At 60.7% G+C, this 24948-nt stretch carries 24 protein-coding genes; 20 read left to right on the top strand and 4 right to left on the bottom strand.

Annotated features, from left to right (window positions below; all coding sequences use genetic code 11):
- Positions 1–9: 9 nt before the first annotated feature.
- From GY791_10420 to GY791_10455, 8 genes are all read left to right on the top strand, one after another.
- Complete coding sequence (locus GY791_10420) at positions 10–318, top strand: septum formation initiator family protein (GenBank protein ID MCP4328835.1); 309 nt, start codon at positions 10–12, stop codon at positions 316–318.
- A 196-nt stretch (positions 319–514) separates the two neighbouring features.
- Complete coding sequence (gene pdhA / locus GY791_10425; GenBank protein MCP4328836.1) at positions 515–1552, top strand: pyruvate dehydrogenase (acetyl-transferring) E1 component subunit alpha; 1038 nt, start codon at positions 515–517, stop codon at positions 1550–1552.
- 27 nt (positions 1553–1579) lie between these two features.
- Positions 1580–2968, top strand: a complete 1389-nt coding sequence (locus GY791_10430) for a pyruvate dehydrogenase complex E1 component subunit beta (GenBank protein ID MCP4328837.1) — start codon at positions 1580–1582, stop codon at positions 2966–2968.
- An 11-nt stretch (positions 2969–2979) separates the two neighbouring features.
- Positions 2980–4281 carry a pyruvate dehydrogenase complex dihydrolipoamide acetyltransferase gene (locus GY791_10435; GenBank protein ID MCP4328838.1) on the top strand — a complete coding sequence of 434 codons (1302 nt, stop codon included), beginning with the start codon at positions 2980–2982 and terminating at the stop codon, positions 4279–4281.
- Between the two features lie 52 nt (positions 4282–4333).
- Positions 4334–4750, top strand: a complete 417-nt coding sequence (locus GY791_10440; protein MCP4328839.1) for a hypothetical protein — start codon at positions 4334–4336, stop codon at positions 4748–4750.
- Between the two features lie 49 nt (positions 4751–4799).
- Positions 4800–6200 (top strand): dihydrolipoyl dehydrogenase, encoded by a 1401-nt coding sequence (gene lpdA / locus GY791_10445; GenBank protein MCP4328840.1) that lies wholly within the window; start codon positions 4800–4802, stop codon positions 6198–6200.
- A 22-nt stretch (positions 6201–6222) separates the two neighbouring features.
- Positions 6223–7143 (top strand): lipoyl synthase, encoded by a 921-nt coding sequence (lipA, locus tag GY791_10450; protein ID MCP4328841.1) that lies wholly within the window; start codon positions 6223–6225, stop codon positions 7141–7143.
- Positions 7144–7154: 11 nt separating this feature from the next.
- Positions 7155–7592, top strand: a complete 438-nt coding sequence (locus tag GY791_10455) for a type II toxin-antitoxin system RatA family toxin (protein MCP4328842.1) — start codon at positions 7155–7157, stop codon at positions 7590–7592.
- Between the two features lie 18 nt (positions 7593–7610).
- Here GY791_10455 and GY791_10460 read toward each other — a convergent pair whose 3' ends face one another.
- The 4 genes from GY791_10460 to GY791_10475 all read right to left on the bottom strand — a co-directional run bounded on the left by GY791_10460 (position 7611) and on the right by GY791_10475 (position 10552).
- Positions 7611–8330 carry a CPBP family intramembrane metalloprotease gene (locus tag GY791_10460; protein MCP4328843.1) on the bottom strand — a complete coding sequence of 240 codons (720 nt, stop codon included), beginning with the start codon at positions 8328–8330 and terminating at the stop codon, positions 7611–7613.
- A 70-nt stretch (positions 8331–8400) separates the two neighbouring features.
- Positions 8401–8910 carry a CinA family protein gene (locus GY791_10465; protein MCP4328844.1) on the bottom strand — a complete coding sequence of 170 codons (510 nt, stop codon included), beginning with the start codon at positions 8908–8910 and terminating at the stop codon, positions 8401–8403.
- Positions 8891–9370 carry a phosphatidylglycerophosphatase A gene (locus tag GY791_10470; GenBank protein ID MCP4328845.1) on the bottom strand — a complete coding sequence of 160 codons (480 nt, stop codon included), beginning with the start codon at positions 9368–9370 and terminating at the stop codon, positions 8891–8893. The genes GY791_10465 and GY791_10470 overlap by 20 nt, the downstream gene beginning before the upstream one ends.
- Positions 9371–9400: 30 nt before the next feature.
- Positions 9401–10552 carry a bifunctional 2-C-methyl-D-erythritol 4-phosphate cytidylyltransferase/2-C-methyl-D-erythritol 2,4-cyclodiphosphate synthase gene (locus GY791_10475; GenBank protein MCP4328846.1) on the bottom strand — a complete coding sequence of 384 codons (1152 nt, stop codon included), beginning with the start codon at positions 10550–10552 and terminating at the stop codon, positions 9401–9403.
- Positions 10553–10671: 119 nt separating this feature from the next.
- Here GY791_10475 and ccsA point away from each other — a divergent pair, with 119 nt between their 5' ends.
- The 12 genes from ccsA to groL all read left to right on the top strand — a co-directional run bounded on the left by ccsA (position 10672) and on the right by groL (position 24783).
- Positions 10672–11475, top strand: a complete 804-nt coding sequence (gene ccsA / locus GY791_10480; protein MCP4328847.1) for a cytochrome c biogenesis protein CcsA — start codon at positions 10672–10674, stop codon at positions 11473–11475.
- A 96-nt stretch (positions 11476–11571) separates the two neighbouring features.
- Complete coding sequence (gene dusB, locus GY791_10485; GenBank protein ID MCP4328848.1) at positions 11572–12558, top strand: tRNA dihydrouridine synthase DusB; 987 nt, start codon at positions 11572–11574, stop codon at positions 12556–12558.
- Positions 12558–13679, top strand: a complete 1122-nt coding sequence (locus tag GY791_10490) for a PAS domain-containing protein (GenBank protein MCP4328849.1) — start codon at positions 12558–12560, stop codon at positions 13677–13679. The genes dusB and GY791_10490 overlap by 1 nt, the downstream gene beginning before the upstream one ends.
- A complete protein-coding gene (ntrC, locus tag GY791_10495) occupies positions 13676–15124 on the top strand; it encodes a nitrogen regulation protein NR(I) (protein MCP4328850.1) in 1449 nt (482 codons plus the stop codon). The genes GY791_10490 and ntrC overlap by 4 nt, the downstream gene beginning before the upstream one ends.
- Before the next feature lie 54 nt (positions 15125–15178).
- Positions 15179–17419 carry a PAS domain-containing sensor histidine kinase gene (locus tag GY791_10500; GenBank protein ID MCP4328851.1) on the top strand — a complete coding sequence of 747 codons (2241 nt, stop codon included), beginning with the start codon at positions 15179–15181 and terminating at the stop codon, positions 17417–17419.
- A gap of 14 nt (positions 17420–17433) precedes the next feature.
- Positions 17434–18834 (top strand): sigma-54-dependent Fis family transcriptional regulator, encoded by a 1401-nt coding sequence (locus GY791_10505; GenBank protein ID MCP4328852.1) that lies wholly within the window; start codon positions 17434–17436, stop codon positions 18832–18834.
- Between the two features lie 30 nt (positions 18835–18864).
- Entirely contained in the window at positions 18865–20241 is a 1377-nt protein-coding gene (gene trkA / locus GY791_10510; protein ID MCP4328853.1) for a Trk system potassium transporter TrkA, read from the top strand.
- Entirely contained in the window at positions 20238–20993 is a 756-nt protein-coding gene (locus tag GY791_10515; GenBank protein ID MCP4328854.1) for an HAD family hydrolase, read from the top strand. The genes trkA and GY791_10515 overlap by 4 nt, the downstream gene beginning before the upstream one ends.
- 4 nt (positions 20994–20997) lie before the next feature.
- Complete coding sequence (gene hfq / locus GY791_10520) at positions 20998–21264, top strand: RNA chaperone Hfq (protein MCP4328855.1); 267 nt, start codon at positions 20998–21000, stop codon at positions 21262–21264.
- Between the two features lie 49 nt (positions 21265–21313).
- Complete coding sequence (hflX, locus tag GY791_10525) at positions 21314–22633, top strand: GTPase HflX (GenBank protein MCP4328856.1); 1320 nt, start codon at positions 21314–21316, stop codon at positions 22631–22633.
- A gap of 202 nt (positions 22634–22835) precedes the next feature.
- A complete protein-coding gene (locus tag GY791_10530; protein MCP4328857.1) occupies positions 22836–23123 on the top strand; it encodes a co-chaperone GroES in 288 nt (95 codons plus the stop codon).
- Between the two features lie 10 nt (positions 23124–23133).
- A complete protein-coding gene (gene groL, locus GY791_10535; protein MCP4328858.1) occupies positions 23134–24783 on the top strand; it encodes a chaperonin GroEL in 1650 nt (549 codons plus the stop codon).
- Positions 24784–24948: the final 165 nt, after the last annotated feature.

Genomic DNA, 24948 nt, shown 5'->3' on the forward strand with positions numbered 1-24948 from the left:
CATCGGGCCATGACGCTTGTACGCGAAATACGGGCGCGGGGACGCCATATCGCAACGCCGGTAATTGCCGTCACGGTGTTGTTCTATTTTGCCTACCACGCCATCCAGGGCGAGCGCGGCCTGGTCACGCGGTGGCATTTGAGCCAGCAGCTGTCAGCGGCCGATGCTCAGGTTACGGCGCTCAAGGCCGAACACGATGCGCTGCAGCACAAGGTTCGCCTGTTGCGGCCCGAATCCCTCGACCGCGATCTGCTCGACGAGAGAGCGCGCGAAATGCTCGGACTGATTGGCCAGGACGAAGTTGTTATTCGCGATTGAGCGCCGAGGATCTGTTCCATCGCGAGAGTTCACCGCGATTAACCATTTTTAGGTTAATCATATAATTACGTAATCATTTCATAAGCTTATCGATGATCACGAAATGCGCAATTTTGTTGCGTGGGCCGATCATTCCGGATACATCTAACGCCTTCCGGCCACCATGGGATGCACGCACCCAGGCTTGTCAATTGCGATGGGGGAGGGAGGAGTGCCAGCCAAGAAAACCGCGACCCGGCGAAAATCGCGCCGCGCTGCCCGTTCACCCAAAATTTCACCTGAGACTTTGCTGCAACATTATCGCGACATGCTGTTGATTCGGCGTTTCGAGGAGAAGGCCGGTCAACTCTATGGCATGGGACTCATCGGCGGATTCTGCCACCTCTATATCGGCCAGGAAGCTGTTATCGTCGGCATTCAGTCCGTGCTTCGCGAGGGCGATACCGTCATAACCAGCTATCGCGATCATGGCCATATGCTGGCCGCCGGCATGGACCCGCGCGGCGTCATGGCGGAGCTGACCGGCCGCTCCGGCGGATATTCGCGGGGTAAGGGCGGTTCGATGCACATGTTCAGCAAGGAGAAGGGATTCTATGGCGGTCATGGGATCGTCGGCGCCCAAGTTCCGTTGGGCACCGGCATCGCCTTCGCCCACAAGTACAAGGGCCAGGGTGACGTCAGCGTGACGTTTCTCGGCGATGGCGCCGTAAACCAGGGCCAGGTCTACGAATCCTTCAACATGGCGTCGCTGTGGAAGTTGCCGGTGGTCTATGTCATCGAGAACAACCGTTACGGCATGGGGACATCGATCGAACGCGCCTCCGCGACGACCGACCTTCATCAGCGCGGCGCCGCCTACGGCATACCCGGCGAGCAGGTGGACGGTATGGACGTGCTCGCGGTTCAGGAGGCCGCCGGCCGCGCTATCGATCATGCGCGCGGCGGCGCAGGGCCTTACATCCTCGAAAAGAAGACCTATCGCTATCGTGGCCATTCGATGTCCGACCCGGCGAAGTACCGCACCAAGGAGGAGGTCAATCGGATGCGGCAGGAACATGATCCCATCGACCACGTCAAGGATCGCCTGATGAAGGAAAAGATCGTCGACGAGGCTCAGCTGAAGGAGATCGACCGGGAGGTCAAATCCGTCATCACCGAGGCGGCGGAATTTGCCCAGAACAGCCCCGAGCCGGATCCCTCCGAGCTTTACACCGATATCCTCATTGAAGCCTAAGGTGAGATACGCGATGGGAAACCGGTCATGACTATTCAGGTCTTGATGCCCGCGCTCTCGCCGACCATGACCGAGGGGACGGTGGCCAAATGGCTGAAGGCGGAGGGCGACGCGGTCACTGCCGGCGATGTCCTGGCCGAGATCGAGACCGATAAAGCCACCATGGAGATTGAGGCCGTCGACGAAGGCGTGCTCGGCAAGATCCTGGTCCCCGCCGGAGCCGAAAATGTGGCAATCAACACGCCGATCGCGGTCCTTCTTGAAGACGGCGAGGAGCCATCGGCCATTGCCGATGTCACCGCAGAGCCGGCGCCGTTGCCACCTTCCGCGGATCAAGCGACCGCCGCACCACCCCCTGCGGCAGCCGTGACGCCGTCCGCGCCATCCACGGTCGTTCCCGCTGCGACCTCCGTCGAGGCCTATGATGGAGAAACCCAATCGCTGACGGTGCGCGAGGCGCTGCGGGACGCCATGGCAGAAGAAATGCGCCGCGACCCGGCGGTTTTCCTGATGGGCGAGGAGGTCGCTCAGTATCAGGGCGCCTACAAGGTCAGCCAGGGCCTGTTGGACGAATTCGGTGACAAACGGGTCATCGACACCCCGATTACCGAGCACGGTTTCGCCGGTCTCGGTGTAGGTGCTGCGTTTGTCGGATTGCGGCCCATCGTCGAGTTCATGACGTTCAACTTCGCCATGCAGGCGATCGACCAGATCATCAACTCGGCCGCGAAGACGCTCTATATGTCCGGCGGCCAAATGGGCGCGCCGATCGTGTTTCGCGGACCCAACGGGGCGGCAGCCCGCGTCGCCGCTCAGCATTCTCAGTGCTACGCCAGCTGGTACGGCCATTGTCCCGGCCTGAAGGTGATATCGCCCTATACCGCCGCCGATGCGAAGGGCCTTTTGAAATCCGCCATTCGCGACCCGAATCCGGTCGTTTTTCTCGAGAATGAAATCCTCTATGGGCAAAGTTTCGATGTGCCAACCGATCCCGACTTTACGGTCTCGATCGGCCGTGCGCGTATCTGCCGGAATGGCGACGATGTCACGCTGGTGGCCTTTTCGCTGATGGTCGGTAAGGCGATTGAAGCGGCCAACCTGCTGGCGGCCGAGGGCATCGAGGCCGAAGTGATCGATCTGCGCACGATTCGCCCGCTGGACACCGCCACCATCGTCGCATCGGTAAAAAGAACCAATCGTCTCGTCAGCATCGAGGAAGGTTGGCCGTTTGCCGGCATTGGATCGGAAATGGCGGCGCTGATGATGGAGCAGGCGTTCGACTATCTTGACGCACCTGTGGCGCGGGTCAGCGGCGAGGATGTGCCGATGCCATACGCGGCCAACCTTGAGCAGTTGGCAATCCCGCAGGTTGATCGCATCGTCGCGGCCGCCAAGGCCGTCTGTTACCGGTCCTAGGGGGACGGCACATGACAATCCAGATTCTGATGCCGGCGCTGTCGCCCACGATGACCGAAGGATCGGTGTCGGCTTGGCTCAAATCGGTGGGCGATTCGGTCACCGCGGGCGACGTCATAGCTGAAATCGAGACCGACAAGGCAACGATGGAGATCGAGGCGGTCGATGAAGGTGTCCTCGGCAGGATCTTGATTCCGGCCGGAACCGAGGGCATCGCCGTCAATACGCCAATCGCTGTATTGCTGGAGGAGGGAGAGGACGAATCGGCGCTGGCCGCAAGCGCGGCACCTGCCGCACCAGTGTCACCGGGCCCGACGCCGGCCGCCGTGCCTCCAATCCCGCCCGCCGCACTCACAGCGCCACCAACCGGGGCGGCGACCACGGTTCAAAAAGCCATGCCGACTGAGGAGGGTCGTATTTTCGCCAGTCCATTGGCCCGCCGCATGGCGGCGCAAGCCGGTCTCGATCTGTCGGCGATCGCCGGATCGGGCCCCCACGGGCGCATTGTCAGGGCGGATATCGAAGCGGCGATTTCCGGTGGCGTCGCCGCGCCGGCGGCGAAATCGGCTGCCGCGCTATCCGCCGCGCCCGCGGCAACCGTTGAAATCCCTGGTTTGCCTGAATTCGAGCTGCAACCGCTCAACAATATGCGCAAGACAATCGCCCGCCGCCTCGTCGAGGCCAAGCAGACGATTCCGCATTTCTATCTTTCGATCGACTGCGAGGTGGATCGTCTGTTGCAAATCCGCGAGGACCTCAACGAACGGTCACCGGATGGCGGCGGCGCCTACAAGCTGTCGGTAAACGACTTCGTCATTCGCGCGGCGGCGCTGGCGCTGCGGCAGGTGCCCGGCGCCAATGCGTCTTTCGCGGAAGACGGAATACGGCTCTATCGATGGGTGGACATCTCGGTCGCCGTCGCGATCGATGGCGGCCTGATTACGCCCATTATTCACCGCGCCGACGGTAAGGGTTTGGCACAGATTTCGAACGAGATGAAGGATCTGGCGGCCAAGGCACGCGACGGCAAACTGATGCCAGAGGAATACCAGGGTGGAACGTTTTCCGTGTCCAACCTCGGCATGTTCGGAATCAAGCACTTCGAGGCGGTCATCAACTCGCCCCAAGGATGTATCCTCGCCGTCGGGGCCGGTGAGCAGCGACCGGTCGTCAAGGATGGCGCGCTCGCCGTCGCGACCGTAATGACCTGCACGCTGTCGGTCGATCATCGCGTGGTCGACGGTGCGCTCGGCGCACAGTTTCTCGCCGCGTTCAAGCAATTGATCGAAGATCCTGTGCGGATGCTGTTGTGATCGGATGCGGCGTCGACGAGGTCGGCGAAAAACACTTGGGGGCAAGAATGCGATGAACGCGCGCACCGGAATCATAGCAATTGCCTTGCTCGCGGTCACCGTTCTGGTCATTGCCGGCATCCTAATGCTCGGTGACAGCGAACCCCAGGTCGAACCGGGAACTGAGCTCGATCAGAGCAGCGCGTTTCGAAAAGGTGACACGATCTACACGAAAGAAACCTATATCGGCATGTATGACAGCTGCATGACGGTCGCCATCCGGACCGCGAGCGAAAAACTCGGCGAAGCCACCCTGCCGGATCAAATCACCGGCAAGATCGGCTCGTATTGCAAATGCGCGACCGACGGTGCGCGAGACAAGCTGACCGAGGTCAACCTCGCGGCCTTTTCGCGCGATCAGGCGGCGGAACCGGCGGCCTCGGTCTTGAAGCAGTTGATCGCCGATTGCACGGCCAAGTGGCTGAAATAGTGTCATCCAAACTGGGCGCACAGCGCTAGAACAAACCGGAGACCCCCGGATGGTTGAGACCAACTTCGATCTTGTCGTCATCGGCGCCGGACCCGGCGGGTATGTGGCGGCTATTCGATCGGCGCAGCTCGGCATGAAGACCGCCGTGGTCGAGGACGAGCATCTCGGCGGTATCTGCCTCAATTGGGGCTGTATCCCGACCAAGGCGTTGTTGCGGTCATCGGAAATCTACCACCTGCTCCATCACCTCGATGAATTCGGCTTCGCCGCCAAAGACATCACCATCGACATGAAGAAATTGGTCAAGCGCTCGCGCACCATTGCCGGACAATTGTCCAAAGGCGTGGCCCATTTGCTCAAGAAGAACAAGGTCACGGTGTTCGACGGACGGGGACGTCTCGCCGGTAAAGGCAACGTCCATGTCGAGAAGGATGGCGATAGCGTCGCGGACCTTGCGGCCAAGCACATCATCCTCGCCACCGGTGCACGGGCCCGGACCCTGCCCGGCCTCGAGCCTGACGGCAAATTGATCTGGACTTACAAGGAAGCCATGGTTCCGGACCTGCTGCCGAAGTCGCTTCTGGTCGTCGGATCGGGTGCCATCGGCATCGAGTTCGCCAGCTTCTATCGGACGCTCGGCGCTGAAGTTACCGTGGTCGAAGTTCTCGACCGTATCCTCCCTGTCGAGGACGAGGAGATCTCGGCGCTGGCCCAAAAGGCCTTCGAGCGCCAGGGAATGAAGATCATCACCGGTGCCCAGGTCAAGGCGTTGACCAAGGGCAAGAATGATGTCACGGCGACGATCGAACGCGACGGCAAGACTGTCAATCTCGGGGTCGAGCGTGTGATTCTTGCCGTGGGTATCGCCGGAAATGTCGAGAACCTCGGACTCGAGGGAACAAAGATCGTCGTCGATCGGACGCATGTCGCGGTCAACGAATGGCTCGAAACCGGCGAGCCCGGCGTTTACGCAATCGGAGATCTGGTCGGACCGCCGTGGCTCGCGCACAAGGCCAGTCACGAGGGCGTCATTTGCGTCGAGCGGATCGCCAAGGTCGAAGGCGTGCATCCGCTCGACACGACGAACATCCCGGGCTGCACCTATTGCACGCCGCAGGTCGCCAGTGTCGGCCTGACCGAGGCGCGGGCAAAGGAAATCGGGCACAAAGTTCGCGTCGGTCGATTCCCTTACATCGGCAATGGCAAGGCGATTGCGCTCGGTGAGCCGGAGGGCTTGGTCAAGACGGTCTTCGACGCCGATAGCGGAGAATTGCTCGGAGCCCACATGATCGGCGCCGAGGTCACAGAACTGATCCAGGGCTATATGGTGGCGCGCACCCTGGAAACGACGGAGGCGGAGTTGATGCGCGCCGTCTTCCCGCACCCGACCTTGTCCGAGATGATGCATGAATCGGTGCTTGACGCGTACGGGCGCGCCATTCACTTCTAGGGGGCCAATCAGGAACGGGCCAATGGTTGCCGCCGAGAAATCCATGACAAAATCGGGCCTGCCGCGCAAACCGAAATGGATTCGCGTCAAAGCACCGACGTCGAGCACCTATCAAGAAACCCGCAAATTGATGCGCCGGCTCGACCTCAACACCGTGTGCGAGGAGGCGGCGTGCCCCAATATCGGTGAGTGTTGGTCGAAGAAGCATGCCACCGTGATGATCATGGGCGACACCTGCACGCGGGCCTGCGCGTTCTGCAATGTGAAGACCGGACTGCCAGGCGCGCTCGATGCGCTCGAACCCGACAACGTGGCGATCGCGGTCGCTGAGATGGGGCTGAGCCATGTCGTGATCACGTCGGTGGATCGGGACGACTTGGACGACGGCGGCGGTGCTCATTTCGCCAAGGTCATTCGCGCCATTCGCCGCGAATCTCCGACCACGACGATCGAAGTTCTGACGCCGGATTTCTTGCGCAAGCCAGGGGCTGCCGAGGCGGTGATCGACGCCAAACCGGATGTCTACAATCACAACCTCGAAACCGTGCCCAGGCTCTATGCGACCATTCGGCCGGGCGCGCGATACTTCCACTCGCTTCGCCTTTTGTCCCGGGTCAAGGAGCGCGATCCGTCGAATTTCACGAAATCGGGCATCATGGTCGGTTTGGGCGAGACCAAGGAGGAGGTCTATCAGGTCATGGACGACCTGCGCGCCGCCGAAGTCGATTTCCTGACCATCGGCCAGTATTTGCAGCCGACTCCGCGCCACGCGGCGATTGACCGGTTCGTGACGCCGGAGGAATTCGAGTCCTATGCCGCCATGGCCAAGGGCAAGGGATTTCTCCTTGTTTCCGCATCGCCGTTGACGCGCTCATCCTATCATGCCGGCGACGACTTCGCCCGTCTCCGCGCGGCGCGGCAGGCGCAGTTGGCCACCGCCTAGACGAAGGTCCAATGCCGACCCATGCGGAAAAACGGATGCTGCCGTACACGCCGGAGCAGATGTTCGACCTCGTCGCCGACGTGGAAAAATATCCGGATTTCTTGCCCTGGTGTATCGGTGCGCGCATTCGAAAGCGCGACGGCAATATTATCCATGCCGATCTGATCATCGGCTTCAAGATGTTCCGCGAACGCTATACGTCGCGGATCACGCTCAATCAGCCGCGGCGGATCGACGTTCAGTATGTCCAAGGACCGCTCAAATATCTGAACAATCATTGGGTCTTCGACCCGCATCCCGACGGCTGTCAAATCGATTTCTTTGTCGATTTCGAATTTCGCTCGCGGCTCTTGGAAAAATTGATCGGGACGCTCTTCAACGAGGCGTTTCGCCGGATGGTCGGGGCATTCGAAAGGCGTGCGCAGGTCCTTTACGGCAAGACCCGATAATCACCCACCTTGCGCGCTTCAAATCGCGCGGATGTCCTCGCCGGCGGCCAGCAATCCGAACATGATCGTGAACATCGCCGTATTATGAATCGAATGAAACAGTATCGGCGCCCATAGAGATTCGCTCCATTCGCGCAGAAGCGCCATCATGATGCCGAGCGCGAGGATCGGAGCGAGAATGGCCGGATGCAGATGGAGCAGGCTGAATAGTATCGAGCTGCCGATCAGACCGGTCAGGAAGCCCCACCGTGATTTGAGCCACGGGTAGAGAAGCCCGCGAAACAAGAACTCTTCGGAAATCGGAACCAGGACACCGCCGAGGATGATGATGGTGATCACGAGCCCCGGCGTAACCGGCCCCAGCGCCTCGAAGGTATCGGCATAGGGGTTGGAACCCGGCGTGCCGAGCAGGAAATCGGATATCCATTTCAATACGCGGATAACCGGAAGAAAAAGAAGCCAGATCAGCGGTACCAATCCAACCCACCTCCACTTCATGGCGACGAAACCGAAGTCGCGCCAGTCGAGCCCCCAGAGCCGGATTGCCAACAAGTATCCGACGCCGATGAACACGATCGGTTGGGCCGCCATGAGCAAAACGAAAGTCGTTCCGGAGGTCGGATCCTCGGTGGCGCCGGGGCCTTGGGCAAGAAACGAGACAATCATCGCGCCGATGAGGATGACGACAAACAGGGCCACCGTCACCGCCAGCAACAGAACGACCCGGCCTCCGGACAAACTCGCCACACCGGTCCGGCTGGACGATCGAATTGCTACGGGCGGGGCACTTTCGCCGGGGCCCTGGGACTCAAGGTAAGGCATCTGTAGCCAGTATTTCGATCTGATTCAGCGCCGCCACCAGGGCTTGTTCACGAACCGCGTTGCGATCGCCGGCAAACCGATGGCCAATCGCCGCCGCTGTCCCGCCGCTTCGCGCTCCGCCGACAAAAACAAGGCCGACCGGCTTGGTTGGTGTCGCCCCGCCGGGACCCGCGACGCCGGTCACCGAGACGGCAATATCCGCCGCGGAATTGGCCAGTGCGCCGGCCGCCATGGCCTCTGCCACCTCGCGGCTGACAGCGCCGTGCCGACTGATGAGGTCGGCGGGCACGCCAAGCATCTCGCTCTTGGCCTCGTTGGAGTAGGTGACGAAACCTCGGTCGACGACGTCCGACGATCCGGCGATCTCGGTCAACGTCGCGGCGATCAGTCCGCCGGTGCAGGATTCCGCCGTGGCGAGGCGGAGACCGGACTGGCGGCAGGTTATCAAGGCCCCGGTTGCTTTTTCGATTAATGTATTAGAAAGAGAATATAACATAATATAAATAAACAATAAGTGCGAGTGAAATGAATGCGTAGAGACCCGCGAATACGTCGTCCAGCATCACACCCAGGCCGGCCGCGAAACGACGTTCCGCCCAATCCACCGGCCACGGTTTGAGAATGTCGAAGACGCGGAACAGCAGGAAGGCAAGGACGAATTCCCACCACGCGCCGGTATGTATCGCCATCAGGCAGAGCCACTGGCCAACGACCTCGTCGACGACGACCGGTCCCGGGTCCTCGTCGCCGGATAGCCTCACGTAAACATCGGCCGCCCATTTGCCGACGAAGAAAAGCACCACGGCGGCGGCGAACAATCCGGCGGCGCCTGTATACACCAACAGCAGGATGCCGAATGGAAGGGCGGCCAGCGACCCCCAAGTCCCTGGAATGCCCGGCAGGAGACCGGCGCCGAACCATGTCGCAATCAGCGCCGAAGGGTCACGAAATCGCATTCCCGGAGGCAGAGGGGTCAGCACCGTTCGTTATCCGCCGAGGGCAACGGTGGCGATGGCTTGTGCTGCGAGGCCTTCGCCGCGGCCGGTGAAGCCAAGCCTTTCGGTCGTCGTCGCCTTGACGCTGATACGATCGGCCGCAAGGCTCAGAATTTCACCGACTCGGGCCGCCATGGCGTCGGCGTGCGGCCGAATCCGGGGCGCTTCACAGATCAATGTAAGGTCGAGGTTGAGAATATGTCCGCCTCGCCGGCGCACCAATTCGCCGGCGTGTTGAAGAAAGATCGACGACGGCGCGTTCGCCCATTTCTCGTCGGAGGGAGGAAAATGGGCGCCGATGTCGCCGGCGCCGATGGCTCCGAGAAGAGCATCGGTCAACGCATGAAGGCCGGCATCGGCGTCGGAATGACCGACGAGGCCCTGATCGTGCGGGATTTCGACCCCGCAGAGCCAAATCCGGTCCCCGGGGCCGAAGCGGTGGACGTCGAAACCCATACCTGTCCGTATTTCCATCGAACCCGAAATCATTCGGGCGGCGCGATCAAGATCATCGTCGGTCGTTACCTTAAAATTATCGTCGACCGACTCGATAAGCGTAACGGCAAGCCCAGCGCATTCGGCTACCGCCGCGTCATCGGTCAGATCCTGACCGGCGGCGGCTTCGTGCGCGCGGAGGATCGCCTCGTAATGAAATCCCTGCGGGGTCTGGGCCCGCCACAGGGCCGAGCGATCGACGGTGTCGGCGATCGCGCCGTCCCGTTCCCGCTTCAGGGTATCGACGACCGGCACCGCGGCAATGGCGCCCGGAAACTCATCGAGACCGGCGACGACCGCTGAAATCGTCGCCGTGGAAACGAACGGGCGCGCCGCATCGTGGATCAGTACCGTATCCGGCTGGAAATCGCGGAGGCTGCGGAGTCCGAACAATACCGATTCCTGGCGGGTGCGGCCCCCCGATACCGGCGGCAGAAGATCGACCCGCCGTGTCGCCCTATGGTATCGGTCCAGATCGTCGTCGTGGATCACGACCCTGACGCCGTCTATTTCGGCATGGGTTACGAAAGCGCCGGCACTGCGCGCCAGTAACGAGCGTCCCCCGATTTCACGATATTGCTTTGGTACGTCACCGCCGAGCCGGGTCCCGCGGCCGGCCGCAACCACGATCGCAAAACACCCGCCCATGCGCTCCCACAACTGATTTTCGTGCTTCGAATTGGCGGCCAACCTAGACCGCGTGACGCGCCCTGCCAAGGCCTTTGGAAGCAATGGTTGGGCGAGGCAATGCCTGATATATAGGGCTCATGATTGTGGTTCTCGGCATCGGCTTGGCGTCCCTGGTGGCGCTGTTTCCGGCAGCGGTATATGTCGCCGGCGGAAAGGCGCGCCGAGACGACGGGCTCTATTTGCTGCTCCTCGCGGTGGCGGTAATCGGACCGGTGGGTTGGGCCTACATGTTGTTCCGCGATGGTTGGCACAGCGGCATCGCGGCCGCGCTTTGGATTACGGTCGCCGCCACCATCGTATTGTTCGCGGTTCTTGTCGTAACCACGCGGATGGCTTGGCGGCTTACGCCACTGCTTCTACCCTATCTCGCGGTCGTAGGTGTGATGGCGCTCGTTCTGCAGATGGCCCTTGGACGGCCGTTAGTGAGTTCGATCTCGGGCACTTGGCTGATCGCCCATATCGGTATTTCGGTTGCCGCCTATGGCCTCCTCACCGTCGCCGCGGTGGCCGGACTCAGTGTGATCCTGCAGGAGCGGGCGCTGAAACGTAAGCGGCCAAACGCTTTGACTCACGTTTTGCCCTCGGTGGCCGACGGCGAGGCGCTGCAGGTGGGGCTGTTGATCGGCTGCGAAGTTATTCTTTTCCTTGGCATTCTGAGCGGCATCGCCGCCGAGTACCAGGGCTCGGGCGGGCTGCTCGCGTTCGACCACAAGACCCTGCTTTCTCTCCTCGCTTTCTTTGTCGTCGGGTTGTTGCTGGCGATGCATTACCGCGCCGGAATTCACGGGCGCGGCGCGGCGCGATGGGCACTTATGGCCTACCTGCTGCTTAGCTTGGCCTATCCCGGCGTTAAATTCGTCACCGACGTTCTGTTGGTATAGAGCCCACACTTTACAGTAGCGGTAAATTGGTCTATCGCCTCGACCGCGGGCGCATTTTGATGAAATTTCGTGCAGCGAAGTTGGAGTGCCTGAACTTTGGGCATTTGTATCGGCAACATCGTTCTGGATGATCCGGTCATTCTGGCACCGATGTCGGGAGTGACGGACATGCCGTTCCGTCGCCTGGTCAAAAAGATGGGTGCCAGCTTGGTGGTTTCCGAAATGATCGCCAGCCAGGCGATGATTCGTCAGACCCGTCAATCGATGAAGATGTCGACGAATTGTGCCGAGGAATTTCCCATGTCGGTGCAGCTTGCGGGCTGCGATCCGGAGGTGATGGCGGACGCGGCACGGCTGAACGCGGACCGCGGTGCGGCGATCATCGACATCAATTTTGGCTGTCCGGTCAAGAAAGTGGTCAAAGGCTACGCCGGCTCGGCACTGATGCGGGACGAGCGCCTGGCATCGCGGATACTCGAAGCAACGGTCGAGGCGGTCGACTTGCCGGTAACCCTCAAGATGCGGACCGGCTGGGACGAAACCAACCGCAATGCGCCGCAATTGGCTCGGATCGCCGAATCCTGCGGCATCGAGATGATCACGATCCACGGCCGCACCCGCTGCCAGATGTACACTGGACGCGCCGACTGGTCATTCATCGGGGAGGTCAAGGCGGCGGTCGGGATTCCGGTTGTCGCCAACGGCGACATTACGACGCTTGACGAGGCCAGCGATGCCCTCGACCTGTCCGGCGCCGACGGTATCATGATCGGACGGGGGTGCTATGGCCGGCCATGGTTCATTAGCCAGGTTGCGGAGTTTCTCCGCAGCGGCGTGCGGCGGCCGGATCCCTCGTTGCCGGAGCAAATGGCGATCGTTCTCGCCCATCTCGACGCCTTGCTTAGCCATTATGGCGTGCGGACCGGCGTTCGCATCGGCCGGAAACATCTCGCGTGGTATTCTCGCGGGTGGCCGGGTTCGGCGGAGTTCAGGTCGTCGATCAACAAGCTCTGCGACCCCGATCAGGTGCGCGACCGGGTGCGGTGGTTCTATGAGCCGATCATCGATGATTTGGCTGCTTGATGGCGAGAGCCGCAATCAGTGAAGCGGTCACGGCGCCGATCCAAGAACAGGCCACGAGAGCTATCCTTGACGCATTACCGTTACCGGTCGTTGTCGTGGCGCCGGCGGCTGAAATCGCCTTTGTCAACATGGCGGCGGAGCAATTCTTCGGCGTTGGCGCAAACCACCTCGACGGGCGCGGCCTGAGCGAGTTCATCCCCCAAGACAGTCCCATATTCGACTTGATCGATCACGTTCGTGCAACCGGAGCCACGGTTGCCGAGTATGAAATCACCTTGGAAAGTCCGCGCATCAAAGGGCGGCCCGTGACGATACAAGTCGCGCCGATGGGAGATTCCGCCAACAATATTGTCTTCGTCATTCAAGAGCAATCGATCGCCCGGCGTATTGGCCGCCAACTCGGCCATCGCGGCGCGGCGCGGTCGATCACCGCGATGGCGGCGATGCTGGCCCACGAAGTCAAGAACCCGCTATCGGGAATTCGCGGCGCCGCGCAATTGCTGGAAGGAGAGCTCGATGAAGGCGGGCGGCGATTGACCACGTTGATCTGCAACGAGACCGACCGAATATGCGCGTTGCTCGATCGGATGGACGTTTTCGACCTGCCAATCCCCGCCGATCGTGATTCGACCAATATCTATCGCGTCCTCGAATACGCGCGCCAAGTCGCGGAATCGGGGTTCGCGCGTCACGTGCGGTTCACCGAATCGTACGATCCTTCTTTGCCGGCGGTCCTCGGCAATCGCGACCTCCTGATCCAGGTTTTCCTGAATTTGATCAAGAACGCCGCCGAAGCCGTTCCCAAAGTCGGCGGTGAAATAGGTCTGGCGACGGCCTACCGGCATGGTGTCCGGCTGGCCGTGCCGGGCCGGGGCAGTCGCGTTCATCTGCCGCTCCTGGTCACCGTAAGCGACAACGGCTCGGGTATTCCGCCCGATTTTGGCGATCATCTATTCGATCCGTTCATAACGACGAAGCCGGGTGGAACGGGCCTCGGTCTGGCTCTCGTGGGGAAGATCATCAATGACCACGGTGGTGTCGTCGAATATACGAGCGAACCGGGAAAGACCGTGTTCAAAATCATGTTGCCGGTTCATCCGGACGGAACGGTGGACGAATGAGCAATGCGACGATCTTGGTCGCCGACGACGACGGCGCGATCCGCGTGGTTCTGAATCAGGCGCTCGGACGTTCGGGCTATCACGTCCGGACAACTGGTAACGCCGCGACCCTGTGGCGTTGGATCGCCGACGGGGAGGGTGATGTCGTGATCACCGATGTCGTAATGCCCGACGAAGACGGGCTCGATCTCCTGCCCCGCATCCGCAAGCTGCGTCCGGAGCTTCGGGTGATTGTCATGAGTGCCCAAAACACGCTCCTGACGGCGCTTAAGGCGAACGAGAGAGGGGCTTTCGAATACCTGCCGAAGCCGTTCGATCTCAAGGAGCTTATCAATGTGGTGCAGCGCGCGCTCGCGACGCCCTATGAAAGTCCTTCCGGCGGACCGGCACCCCTGGACGATGCAGACGATGACCTGCCGCTGATCGGCCGGTCGCCGCCGATGCAGGATATCTATCGCATTCTGGCGCGGCTCATGGGAACCGATCTCACCGCGCTGATTGTGGGCGATTCGGGGACCGGAAAAGAACTCGTCGCGCGAGCACTTCACGATTACGGCAAGCGTCGTAAGGGGCCTTTCGTCGCGATAAACATGGCGGCGATTCCGCGGGAATTGATAGAAAGCGAATTGTTCGGGCACGAAAAAGGCGCCTTCACCGGCGCGTCGGCACGAATGGCCGGGCGTTTCGAGCAGGCCGATGGCGGAACCCTCTTTCTCGATGAAATCGGCGACATGCCGCCGGAGGCCCAGACCCGACTACTCCGGGTGCTGCAGGAGGGGGAATTTACCACTGTCGGTGGGCGCCACCCGATTCGCGCGAATGTCCGCATCATTGCCGCCACCCATCGCGACCTGCGTCAATTAATCGGCCAGGGGTTGTTCAGAGAAGACCTCTACTATCGTCTCAATGTGGTCCCGATTCGATTGCCCTCGCTACGCGAACGAACGGCCGATATTCCGGATCTGGTCCGCCATTTCCTGCATCAGGCGACGGTTCGCGGGCTCCCCCTCAAGCGCATCGATCAAGACGGCCTGACCCGCCTCATGGCTCATAGGTGGCCTGGAAATGTGCGGGAACTGGAAAACCTCGTGCAGCGTCTCGCCGCCCTCTACACCCAGGAAACGATATCGCTCGATATTATCGAGGCCGAACTGGCGGACGCCGCAATCGAGCCGGTACAGGTCGAAAATCGAGCCGACGAAAGCATGACGGCGGCGGTGGCCCGGCATTTGGCCGAGTACTTCTCCGCCCATGGCGATTCCCTCCCGCCGGCGGGGTTGTACCATCGGGTCATTCGGGAGGTCGAACGGCCATTGATCGAGCTGTGCCTACAATCGACCGGTGGCAATCAGCTGCGGGCGGCGGATTTGCTCGGCTTGAATAGGAATACACTGCGCAAGAAAATCCGCGAGTTAGACATCGATATTGGCAAAGGGGTAAAATGATACGAATCTCTAAATCCCATCCAGGAGCGCTCGCAAATTGAACCGGCACGGGATATGACCGCGGAATCGGCGTCGAGGCAGGATGGCGTGCTCCGGCAGACGCTGAGTTGGGCTACGCGGTTCGGGCTTGGCCGGCGGCTTGCATACGTTCTCGCGGGTTCGGCAATTGTCAGCGGCCTCATTACCTATGTCGCGCTGACCAGTTCGACACCGCTTGGACCCGACCCGAGGACCGTTTTCCTCCTCCTCAACATCGACCTGGTGCTGCTGCTGGCGCTCGGCGCGGTGATCGCACGCAAGGTCGCATTGATGTGGGGGGAGCGTCGCCGCGGCATCGCCGGCGCGCGACTTCAGACACGGCTGGTCGCTCTGTTTAGTCTGATTGCGGTGACGCCGGCGATCATTCTGGCGGTGTTTTCGACGCTGTTCTTCAATTTCGGCATTCAAGCCTGGTTCAGCGAGAGGGTCCAGACGGCGCTTTCGGAATCATTGGCCGTGACCGAGGCCTATCTCGACGAGCATCAGCAGAATATTCGCGCCGACGTCCTCGCGATCGCGGACGATCTCGAGCATGATTGGTCGTTGCTATTGAACAATCCCAATCTGTTAACGAAATTCCTGGCCACGCAGGCGGCGATTCGCGGCCTCCCCGAGGCCGTCGTCTTCGACCGCTTCGGCCGCGTGATGGCGAGTTCCGGCTTTACCTTTTCCCTGCAAATCGAAAACCTCCCGCAATGGGCGCTCGAACGCGCCCGGGGGGGAGAGATCCCGATCCTGACCAATGAGGACGGCGACCGCGTCCGTGCGCTGGTACTCGTCGATTCGCTCGCCGAGATTTATCTCTATGTCGGGCGGTTCGTCGACCCGAGCGTCCTGCTCCATGTGAGCCGAACCGAGCAAGCGGTCGAAGCCTATCAAAAATTGGAGGGCCAGCATTCCGGCTTGCAAATTACGTTTGCGCTCATATTCGGCATTGTCGCGCTCTTGCTGCTGATGGCGTCGGTGTGGGTTGGACTGACTTTTGCGACGCGTCTGTCGAGTCCCATCATCGGGCTCATTACGGCGGCGGAAAAGGTGCGCGAAGGAGACCTTTCGGTTCGAGTCCCAGAGGGCCCGGAGGGCGACGAGTTCGGGACCCTGGGACGGGCCTTCAATCGGATGACCGAGCGTCTCCTGTCGCAACAGCGCGAGTTGATGACCGCGAGTGAACAGATCGACGACCGGCGACGATTTACGGAGGCGGTGCTTTCCGGCGTGTCGGCCGGCGTCATCGGTCTGGATGCTCGCGGCCGAATCGATCTCCCCAATCGATCAGCGTGCAATTTGCTCAACACGCGGGCCGAGGATCTTTTTGGCAAGCCTATCGGCAAAGCAGTACCCGAAATGGCCCACCTGTTCTCGGCCGTTCGACGCAGCCCGAGCCGTCTCGCCGAGGCCCAGATCCAGATCGATCGCGGTGGTCGCCGCTGCACGCTTCTGGTGCGGATCGGAGCCGAACGGGAGGGGGGCCAAGTGCGTGGTTATGTGGCGACATTCGATGACATCTCGGCGCTTCTATCGGCGCAGCGCAAGGCGGCATGGGCGGACGTAGCCCGGCGAATCGCGCACGAAATCAGAAATCCGTTGACTCCAATTCAGCTGTCGGCGGAACGCTTGAAACGCAAATATGCGGACGAGATTACCACCGACCCGGATGTCTTCAAGACTTGCACCGATACGATCATTCGGCAGGTCGAGGATATCGGCCGTATGGTCGAGGAGTTCTCGTCCTTTGCCAAAATGCCGGCCCCGGTGATGAAAGATGAGAACGTTACCGAGCTTGTCCGCCAGCAGGTGTTTTTGCAACGGAATGCCCATCCTGAGGTTACCTATGCGTTCAATCTTCCAGATACCCCGGTGACGTTGCGTTGCGACGGCCGTCAGGTCAGCCAGGCTCTGACGAATCTCTTGCAAAACGCGGCTGAGGCCATAATGGAGCGTGGCACCGCCAATGACATGGCGCGGCAGATAAACGTCCTGTTGGATGATGGCGATGAGGCGATCGTAATCGCGGTCGAAGATAACGGACGCGGCCTGCCGAGCGAATTGAAGGGTCAGTTGACCGAGCCCTACGTGACGACGCGGGACAAAGGCACCGGTCTGGGCCTCGCCATCGTCAAGAAGATCATGGAAGATCACTCCGGTGATCTGGTAATAGAAGATCGTCCCGGCGGCGGCGCGCGAGTAGCACTTGTCTTTCGCGTGTCGGACGACGGCGAGCAGCAGCCCAACGATCGCCGCTCCGCGGCAGTCTAATCGAACGGAATAGCATGGCGCGCGACATACTCATTGTCGATGATGAAGCGGATATTCGTATGCTCGTATCCGGTATCCTTGAAGATGAAGGATACGAGGCGCGCACCGCCAGCACGGCGCGGGAGGCCCTGAAATCGGTCGCCCGGCGGCGGCCCACCCTGGTGGTCCTGGATGTATGGCTGCAAGGCAGCGACATGGACGGCCTCGAGGTCTTGGAACGGATCAAGGCCGATCATCCGGACCTGCCGGTGATTGTTGTCAGCGGTCACGGCAATATCGAAACAGCCGTCGCCGCTATTCGGAAAGGGGCCTACGACTATATCGAGAAACCTTTCAAATCCGATCGCTTGTTGCTCTGCGTCGATCGCACGATCGAGGCGGCACGGCTGAAGCGCGAAAACGACGAGCTGCGCGTGCGATCGGACAGCGACGGCGAACTGATCGGAAATTCCCAGTCCATCAGTAATCTGCGCCAGGTCGTCAAAAAGATCGCGCCAACGAGCAGTCGAATACTTGTCGAAGGCCCCCCCGGGTCGGGAAAGGAACTATTGGCCCGTCTTATTCATCGGCAATCGGCAAGATCGAATGGGCCTTTCGTAGTTCTCAACTGCGCCAACATGCAGCCCGATCGGCTGGAAGCACAATTGTTTGGATCGGAAGGAGGGGAAAAGGGTGCGCCGCGCATTGTCGGTACGCTTGAGGCCGCGCACGGGGGCACCTTACTGCTCGACGAAGTCGGCGATATGCCGATGGAAACTCAAAGCAAAATGCTGCGCGTGCTCCAGGATCACAGCTTCGACCGAGTAGGGGGCGAGGAGAACGTCGAGATCGACGTGCGAATCATTGCATCGACGAGCCGCGATTTGCCGTTCGAGATTGCCCACGGACGATTTCGCGAAGACTTGTACTATCGCCTGAATGTGGTGCCATTGCAGATTCCGCCCCTGCGCGAACGGCGAGAAGACGTGAGGGAATTGGTCGAGTATTTCATGGACGTCTGCGCGAAGAACGCCAATCTGGCGCCGTGCGCCCTGAACGAAGACGCGATCGCCGCGTTGCAAGCCTACGAGTGGCCCGGCAATGTCCGCGAGGTCAAGAACCTCGTCGAGCGACTCCTGATCATGACCCGCGGCGAAGAGGGGAACGAAATTCGCAGCGAAATGCTGCCCCCCGAGGTCAACGGCTCGTCACCGGCTGCAACGGGTTTGGATCACGGTTCCGAAGTGATGGGCTTGCCTTTGCGGGAGGCGCGCGAGGCCTTCGAGCGCCACTATCTCCTGGCGCAAATCACCCGCTTTGGCGGAAATATTTCGCGTACCGCGGGGTTTATCGGTATGGAGCGATCGGCGCTTCATCGCAAGCTGAAGATTCTCGGCGTCTACAACGTCGAGAAACGACGCGGCTACGACGCCTGACCGCGACCGAACCGTATCGCGAGATTTGATATGAGAGTCATTGTCTGTGGCGCCGGCCAAGTGGGATCGAACATCGCCCGCCAACTATCGACCGAGAACAACCATGTAACGGTGATAGATCAGTCGCCTGAACTGATCCGCAAGGTCTCCGATTCGCTCGACGTGACGGCGTTGGTGGGATTTGCGTCCTATCCCAACGTGCTCGAACGGGCAGGGGCGGCGGAAGCCGACATGTTGATCGCGGTGACGTTCGCCGACGAGGTCAATATGGTCGCTTGCCAGGTCGCCCATTCATTGTTCAACCTTCCGACCAAAATCGCCCGCGTTCGAAATCCAAGCTATCTCGAGCCGATCTGGGCCGATTTGTTTTCCCGCGACAATCTCCCGATCGACGTGATCATCTCCCCCGAGATTGAGGTCGCCCGAGCGATTCACCATAGGCTGGCGGTACCGGGTGCGTTTGACATGATTCCGCTCGCCGGCGGCCGAATACGGGTGGTCGGAGTCCGGTGCGGTGAAGACTGCCCGATATTGGATACGCCGCTCCGCCAACTGACGGAGTTGTTTCCCGAGCTGCACATGGTGATCGTCGCGATCGTGCGCGGCAATAAGCCGTTCATCCCGTCGAGCGATGAGGTGCTAATGCCCGGTGACGATGTCTATTTCGTCGCCGACAGCGAGCATGTCGGGCGCGCCCTTGCGACGATGGGGCACGAGGAAGATCAAGCCCACCGGCACGTCATTATCGGCGGCGGCAATATCGGGCTCAACTTGTCGCGCCAGATCAACGAAGACGATTCCGATGCCGCGATCAAGATCATCGAATTCAAGGCGGCGCGAGCCCGCGAAGTCGCGCAGATGGTGCCGGAGGTGACGGTCATCAACGGTGATGCGCTCGATCCTGAGATTCTCGAGGAGGCAGCGGTCGAAAAGGCGGAGACGGTGATCGCGGTGACCAACGACGATGAGGTCAATGTTTTGTCATCGTTGCTCGCCAAGCGATCGGGCGCGAAACGAATCATAACATTGGTGAACAACATCACCTATGAGCCCTTGATCAGTACGCTCGGCGTCGATGTCGTGGTCAATCCGCGCGCCATCACGGTTTCGACCATTCTTCAGCATGTGCGAAGGGGCCGAATTCGGTCGGTACATTCCCTCGGCGACGGGTTCGGCGAAATCATCGAGGCCGAAGCCCTCGAGACGTCCGGTATGGTCGGCCGGCCGCTCAAGGATATCAAGTTCGGCAAGGGCATCATCGTCGGCGCGATATTGCGAGAGGGAAACATCATAATGCCCAGACCTTCAGCGGTCATCCAGGCCGGCGACATGGTGGTCCTCCTGGCGGCGGCGGAATCCGTCAAAAGGGTCGAGAAAATGTTCTCGGTACGGCTGGAGTACTTTTGAGCCACGACACGCCGCGTGCAATCCTCTTCGATTGGGACAAGACCCTCGTCGATAATTGGGCCGCAATCCATCTGGCCGTCAACGCGACCATGGAAGCGATGGGGCAGGCGCCTTGGACTCTCGAGGAGACCCATGACAGGGTCCGCGAATCGATGGGGGACAGTTTTCCGCGAATGTTTGGCGCCGAGTGGCCCCGCGCGCGTGACGTCTTTTACAAGGCTTTTCGGAAGCATCATTTGCGAGCGCTGCGACCGTTGCCGGGCGCGGAATCGGCGCTGCAGGCACTGCGGCGGGACGGATACTATCTCGGCATCGTCAGCAACAAGCAGGGCGATCTTCTTAGGAGCGAAATCGCTCATCTCGAGTGGCGGACGCTCTTCGATGGGGTCGTTGGCGCGAGCGATGCCGCTCGCGACAAGCCGGCACGAGAACCGGTGGAGTTGGCGCTTGCAGGTGGTCCGCCGCCGGGCCCCGCCGTTTGGTTCGTTGGTGACGCCGGCATCGATATGGCGTGCGCCCGGGCCGCCGGATGCGTTCCGGTCCTGATCGGCGGGGCCGACCCCGGGACCGCGGAATTCTCATATGCGCAGCCGATTCATCACATACCTGACTTTGAGGCCTTGTTGATGCTTGTTCGAAGGCCCCAAAACACCATATTTTGTGGTGTCGCTCCGCGCGTTGGTGGGAACTGCGACAACACGGTACGGGCCCGTTCGGACAGGGTCCCAACAAATCAGCAAAAGAAAGGATAAGAAAATGCCTTCGGAAAAAAGCCAGAATGTCCAGGATGTGTTCCTGAACCATGTCCGCAAGAACAAGACCCCGGTTACGGTCTTTTTGATCAACGGCGTAAAACTTCAGGGTATCATTACGTGGTTCGATAATTTCTGCGTCCTCCTGCGCCGCGACCAACATTCGCAACTGGTCTACAAGCACGCAATTTCGACGGTGATGCCGGCATCGGCGATCCAGCTGTTCGAAGCCGACAAGGAAGCCGCCGCCGCCGGAGCCGACGGCGAATGATCGAGGCTTGACCGAGCGCAGGCCAGCCGTAGGCGCGAATGGGAGCGATATAGAATCCGCTCTAGTCCTGCACCCGCTTATTCGTTCGACCTCAGCGGAGGATAATCGGAGCGCCGAAGCTCGCCTCGACGAGGCGGTCGGTCTCGCGCAAGCGATTGAGCTTGTTGTTCCCCATGCCGAAATCGTTTCGGTGAGGCGTCCGCGTCCGGCGACATTGTTTGGTGCGGGGGCGGTGTCGGATCTTGCGTCGACGGTGACCGCCTTGGACATCGACGTGGTCATTGTCGACGCCGCCTTGAGCCCGGTTCAGCAGCGCAATTTGGAGCGCGCTTGGGAAGCAAAGGTGATCGACCGTACGGCGCTGATCCTTGAGATTTTCGGTGCCCGGGCGCGGTCCCGGGAGGGTTCGTTACAGGTCGAGCTTGCCCATCTCACCTACCAGCGCAGCAGACTGGTGCGAAGTTGGACTCATCTCGAACGGCAACGCGGCGGCCTCGGCTTCGTCGGCGGACCCGGCGAAACCCAAATCGAAATCGACCGCCGCCTGATCGGCGAACGGATCATTCGAATCAAGCGTGAATTGAAGACGGTAACGCGGACCCGCGGTATTCATCGCGCGGCGCGGCGGCGGGTCCCGTTCCCCGTAGTCGCCCTCGTCGGCTATACCAATGCCGGCAAGTCGACATTGTTCAATCGCCTCACCGGGGCCGATGTCCGCGCGCAGGATATGTTGTTTGCCACCCTCGACCCGACCATGCGGCGGATTGAATTGCGGTCGGGACGCGAGGCCATCCTGTCCGATACGGTTGGCTTCATATCCGATCTGCCGACCGATTTGATCGCGGCTTTTCGGGCAACCCTCGAGGAGGTCGTCGAGGCGGACCTGGTGGTCCATGTCCGCGACATCTCCCATCCCGATGCCGAGGCGCAGAAAGAGGACGTCCAGACGATCCTCGAGGATCTTGGTCGCAACGACCTGTCCGATGGACGGGGCATCGAAGCCCTGAACAAGGCCGATCGGCTCGATGATTCTGTTCGCTCTGCCATAATGGCGCGGCTTTTGGGCGGCAATTGGCCGGCGGTGCTGGTTTCGGCGCTGACCGGCGAAGGCTGCGTCGAGTTGATCGACCGCATCGACGCCACGTTCGACTCGGCGCGATGCGCGGTCGAGATCTCCATCGCGCCGTCCGAGGGCGCCAAGCTCGCTTGGCTGTATCAGAATGGTACCGTGCTGAGCCGTGAAGACGGGCCCGACGAAATTCGCCTGTTGGTTCGCCTCGATGAGGCGGATATCGGTCGTTTCGAGCGCCTCAAATCGGGCCCGGAAAGCACGAAAGAGGAGGCTGACGTCTCACGTTCGATGCGTTGATCGGCGGCGTCGGAACGATGGCTTGGCCGCAAATCCTCCATCATCCGGTCCGTTGTTCACCTTCTCCCTGAATTTGCTCAGGTTTTTCTTGACCGCAGCGTAATTCTGCCCACATAGGACTTGGCACTCCTGAATGGCGAGTGCTAATAGTTGGAATTTTCGAATCAGGACCAGATTTACCGTTACCTAGTGGGGGAATGCTATGAATTTCAGGCCTTTACATGACCGAGTTGTTGTCAAAGCTTTAGATGCGGAGGAAAGAACCGCAGGCGGCATTATTATCCCTGACACCGCCCAGGAGAAGCCGATGCAGGGCAAGATCGTCGCCGTGGGTCCCGGCGCCCGGGGCGATGATGGAAAGCTGGTTAAGCCGGACGTCAAGAAAGGCGATGTGATCCTCTACGGCAAATGGTCGGGAACCGAGGTCAAGATCGACGGCGACGATATGTTGATCATGAAGGAATCCGACATCATGGGAATTATCCAATAGGAGGCCGAATATGGCGGTCAAACAAGTCAAGTTTTCTGGCGACGCCCGCTCGCGCATGCTGGCCGGCGTCGACGTTCTCGCCGACGCGGTCAGGGTGACGTTGGGTCCGAAGGGCCGCAACGTCGTTCTCGACAAATCGTTTGGTGCCCCGCGGATCACCAAGGACGGCGTCACCGTCGCCAAGGAGATCGAACTCTCGGACAAATTCGAGAACATGGGCGCCCAAATGGTGCGCGAAGTCGCCTCCAAGACCAGCGATCTGGTCGGCGACGGCACGACCACGGCCACGGTTCTGGCCCAGGCGATCGTCAAGGAAGGGATCAAGGCCGTTGCGGCCGGGCATAACCCGATGGACATCAAGCGGGGTATCGACATGGCCGTCGACGCCGCCGTTGCCGACGTGATGAAACGGGCGAAAGCCGTTAAGACCAGTGCTGAAATTGCCCAGGTCGGGACGATCTCTTCGAATGGTGATCGCGAGGTCGGCGATTTCATCGCACGGGCGATGCAAACCGTCGGCAATGAAGGTGTCATCACGGTCGAGGAGGCGAAGAGCCTTGAGACCGAACTCGACATCGTCGAAGGCATGCAGTTCGACCGCGGCTATCTGTCACCGTACTTCGTCACCAACGCCGACAAGATGGTATGCGAGTTCGAGGATCCGTACATCCTTCTCCACGAGAAGAAGCTGTCCGGCCTACAGGCGATGCTGCCGTTGCTCGAAGCGGTGGTGCAGTCGAGCCGCCCGCTGCTGATCGTCGCCGAGGATGTCGAGGGTGAGGCGCTCGCCACACTCGTCGTCAACCGTCTGCGCGGCGGCCTCAAGGTCGCGGCCGTCAAGGCACCGGGCTTTGGCGATCGTCGCAAGGCGATGCTCGAGGACATGGCGATCCTGACCGGTGGCCAGGTCATCAGCGAAGATCTCGGCATCAAACTCGAGAGCGTCACCCTCAACATGCTGGGTACCGCAAAGCGGACGGTGATCACCAAGGAAGAAACGACGATCATCGACGGCGCCGGCAAGAAAAAGGATATCGAGGGCCGATGCGGGCAGATCCGCCGGCAGGTCGAGGACACGACCTCGGACTACGACCGCGAGAAGCTGCAGGAGCGGTTGGCCAAGCTGGCTGGCGGCGTCGCGATTCTGCGTGTCGGTGGTGCCACCGAGATCGAGGTCAAGGAGCGCAAGGATCGGGTCGAAGACGCGATGCATGCGACCCGGGCCGCGGTCGAGGAGGGCATTGTGCCGGGCGGCGGCGTGGCGCTGCTTTACGCCACCCGGGCGCTCGCCAAATTGGCACCGGCCAACGACGAGCAGCGGGTTGGTATTGACATCGTGCGCCGCGCGTTGGCCATGCCGTCGCGGCAAATTTCAGCCAATGCCGGGGCCGATGCGTCGATTATCGTGGGTAAGCTGCTCGAAGGCAAAGACCAGAACCGGGGCTATGATGCCCAGAGTGGCGAATTCTGCGACATGATCAAGGCCGGTATCATAGACCCGGCCAAAGTGGTTCGAACCGCTCTCCAGGACGCGGCTTCCGTCGCCGGACTGTTGGTGACAACCGAGGCGATGGTCGCCGAGAAGCCGGAAGAAAAGAAGGACATGCCCGGCATGCCACCGGGCGGCGGGATGGGCGGAATGGGTGGCATGGATTTCTAGCGCGCCGTCCACAAGCCGAATTCGAAGGGCCGCCCGACAAGGCGGCCCTTTTTTTGGCGACTAGCCAGCGGGATTAATCTGGCGGCCGCGATCATGGCAACAGGGCGACCCGAGCCCACCAATGAGAATATTTCATGCTGATCGGATGAGAATTAGTAATATAAA

The sequence above is a fragment of the Alphaproteobacteria bacterium genome (assembly GCA_024244705.1).
GTDB lineage: Bacteria > Pseudomonadota > Alphaproteobacteria > JAAEOK01 > JAAEOK01 > JAAEOK01.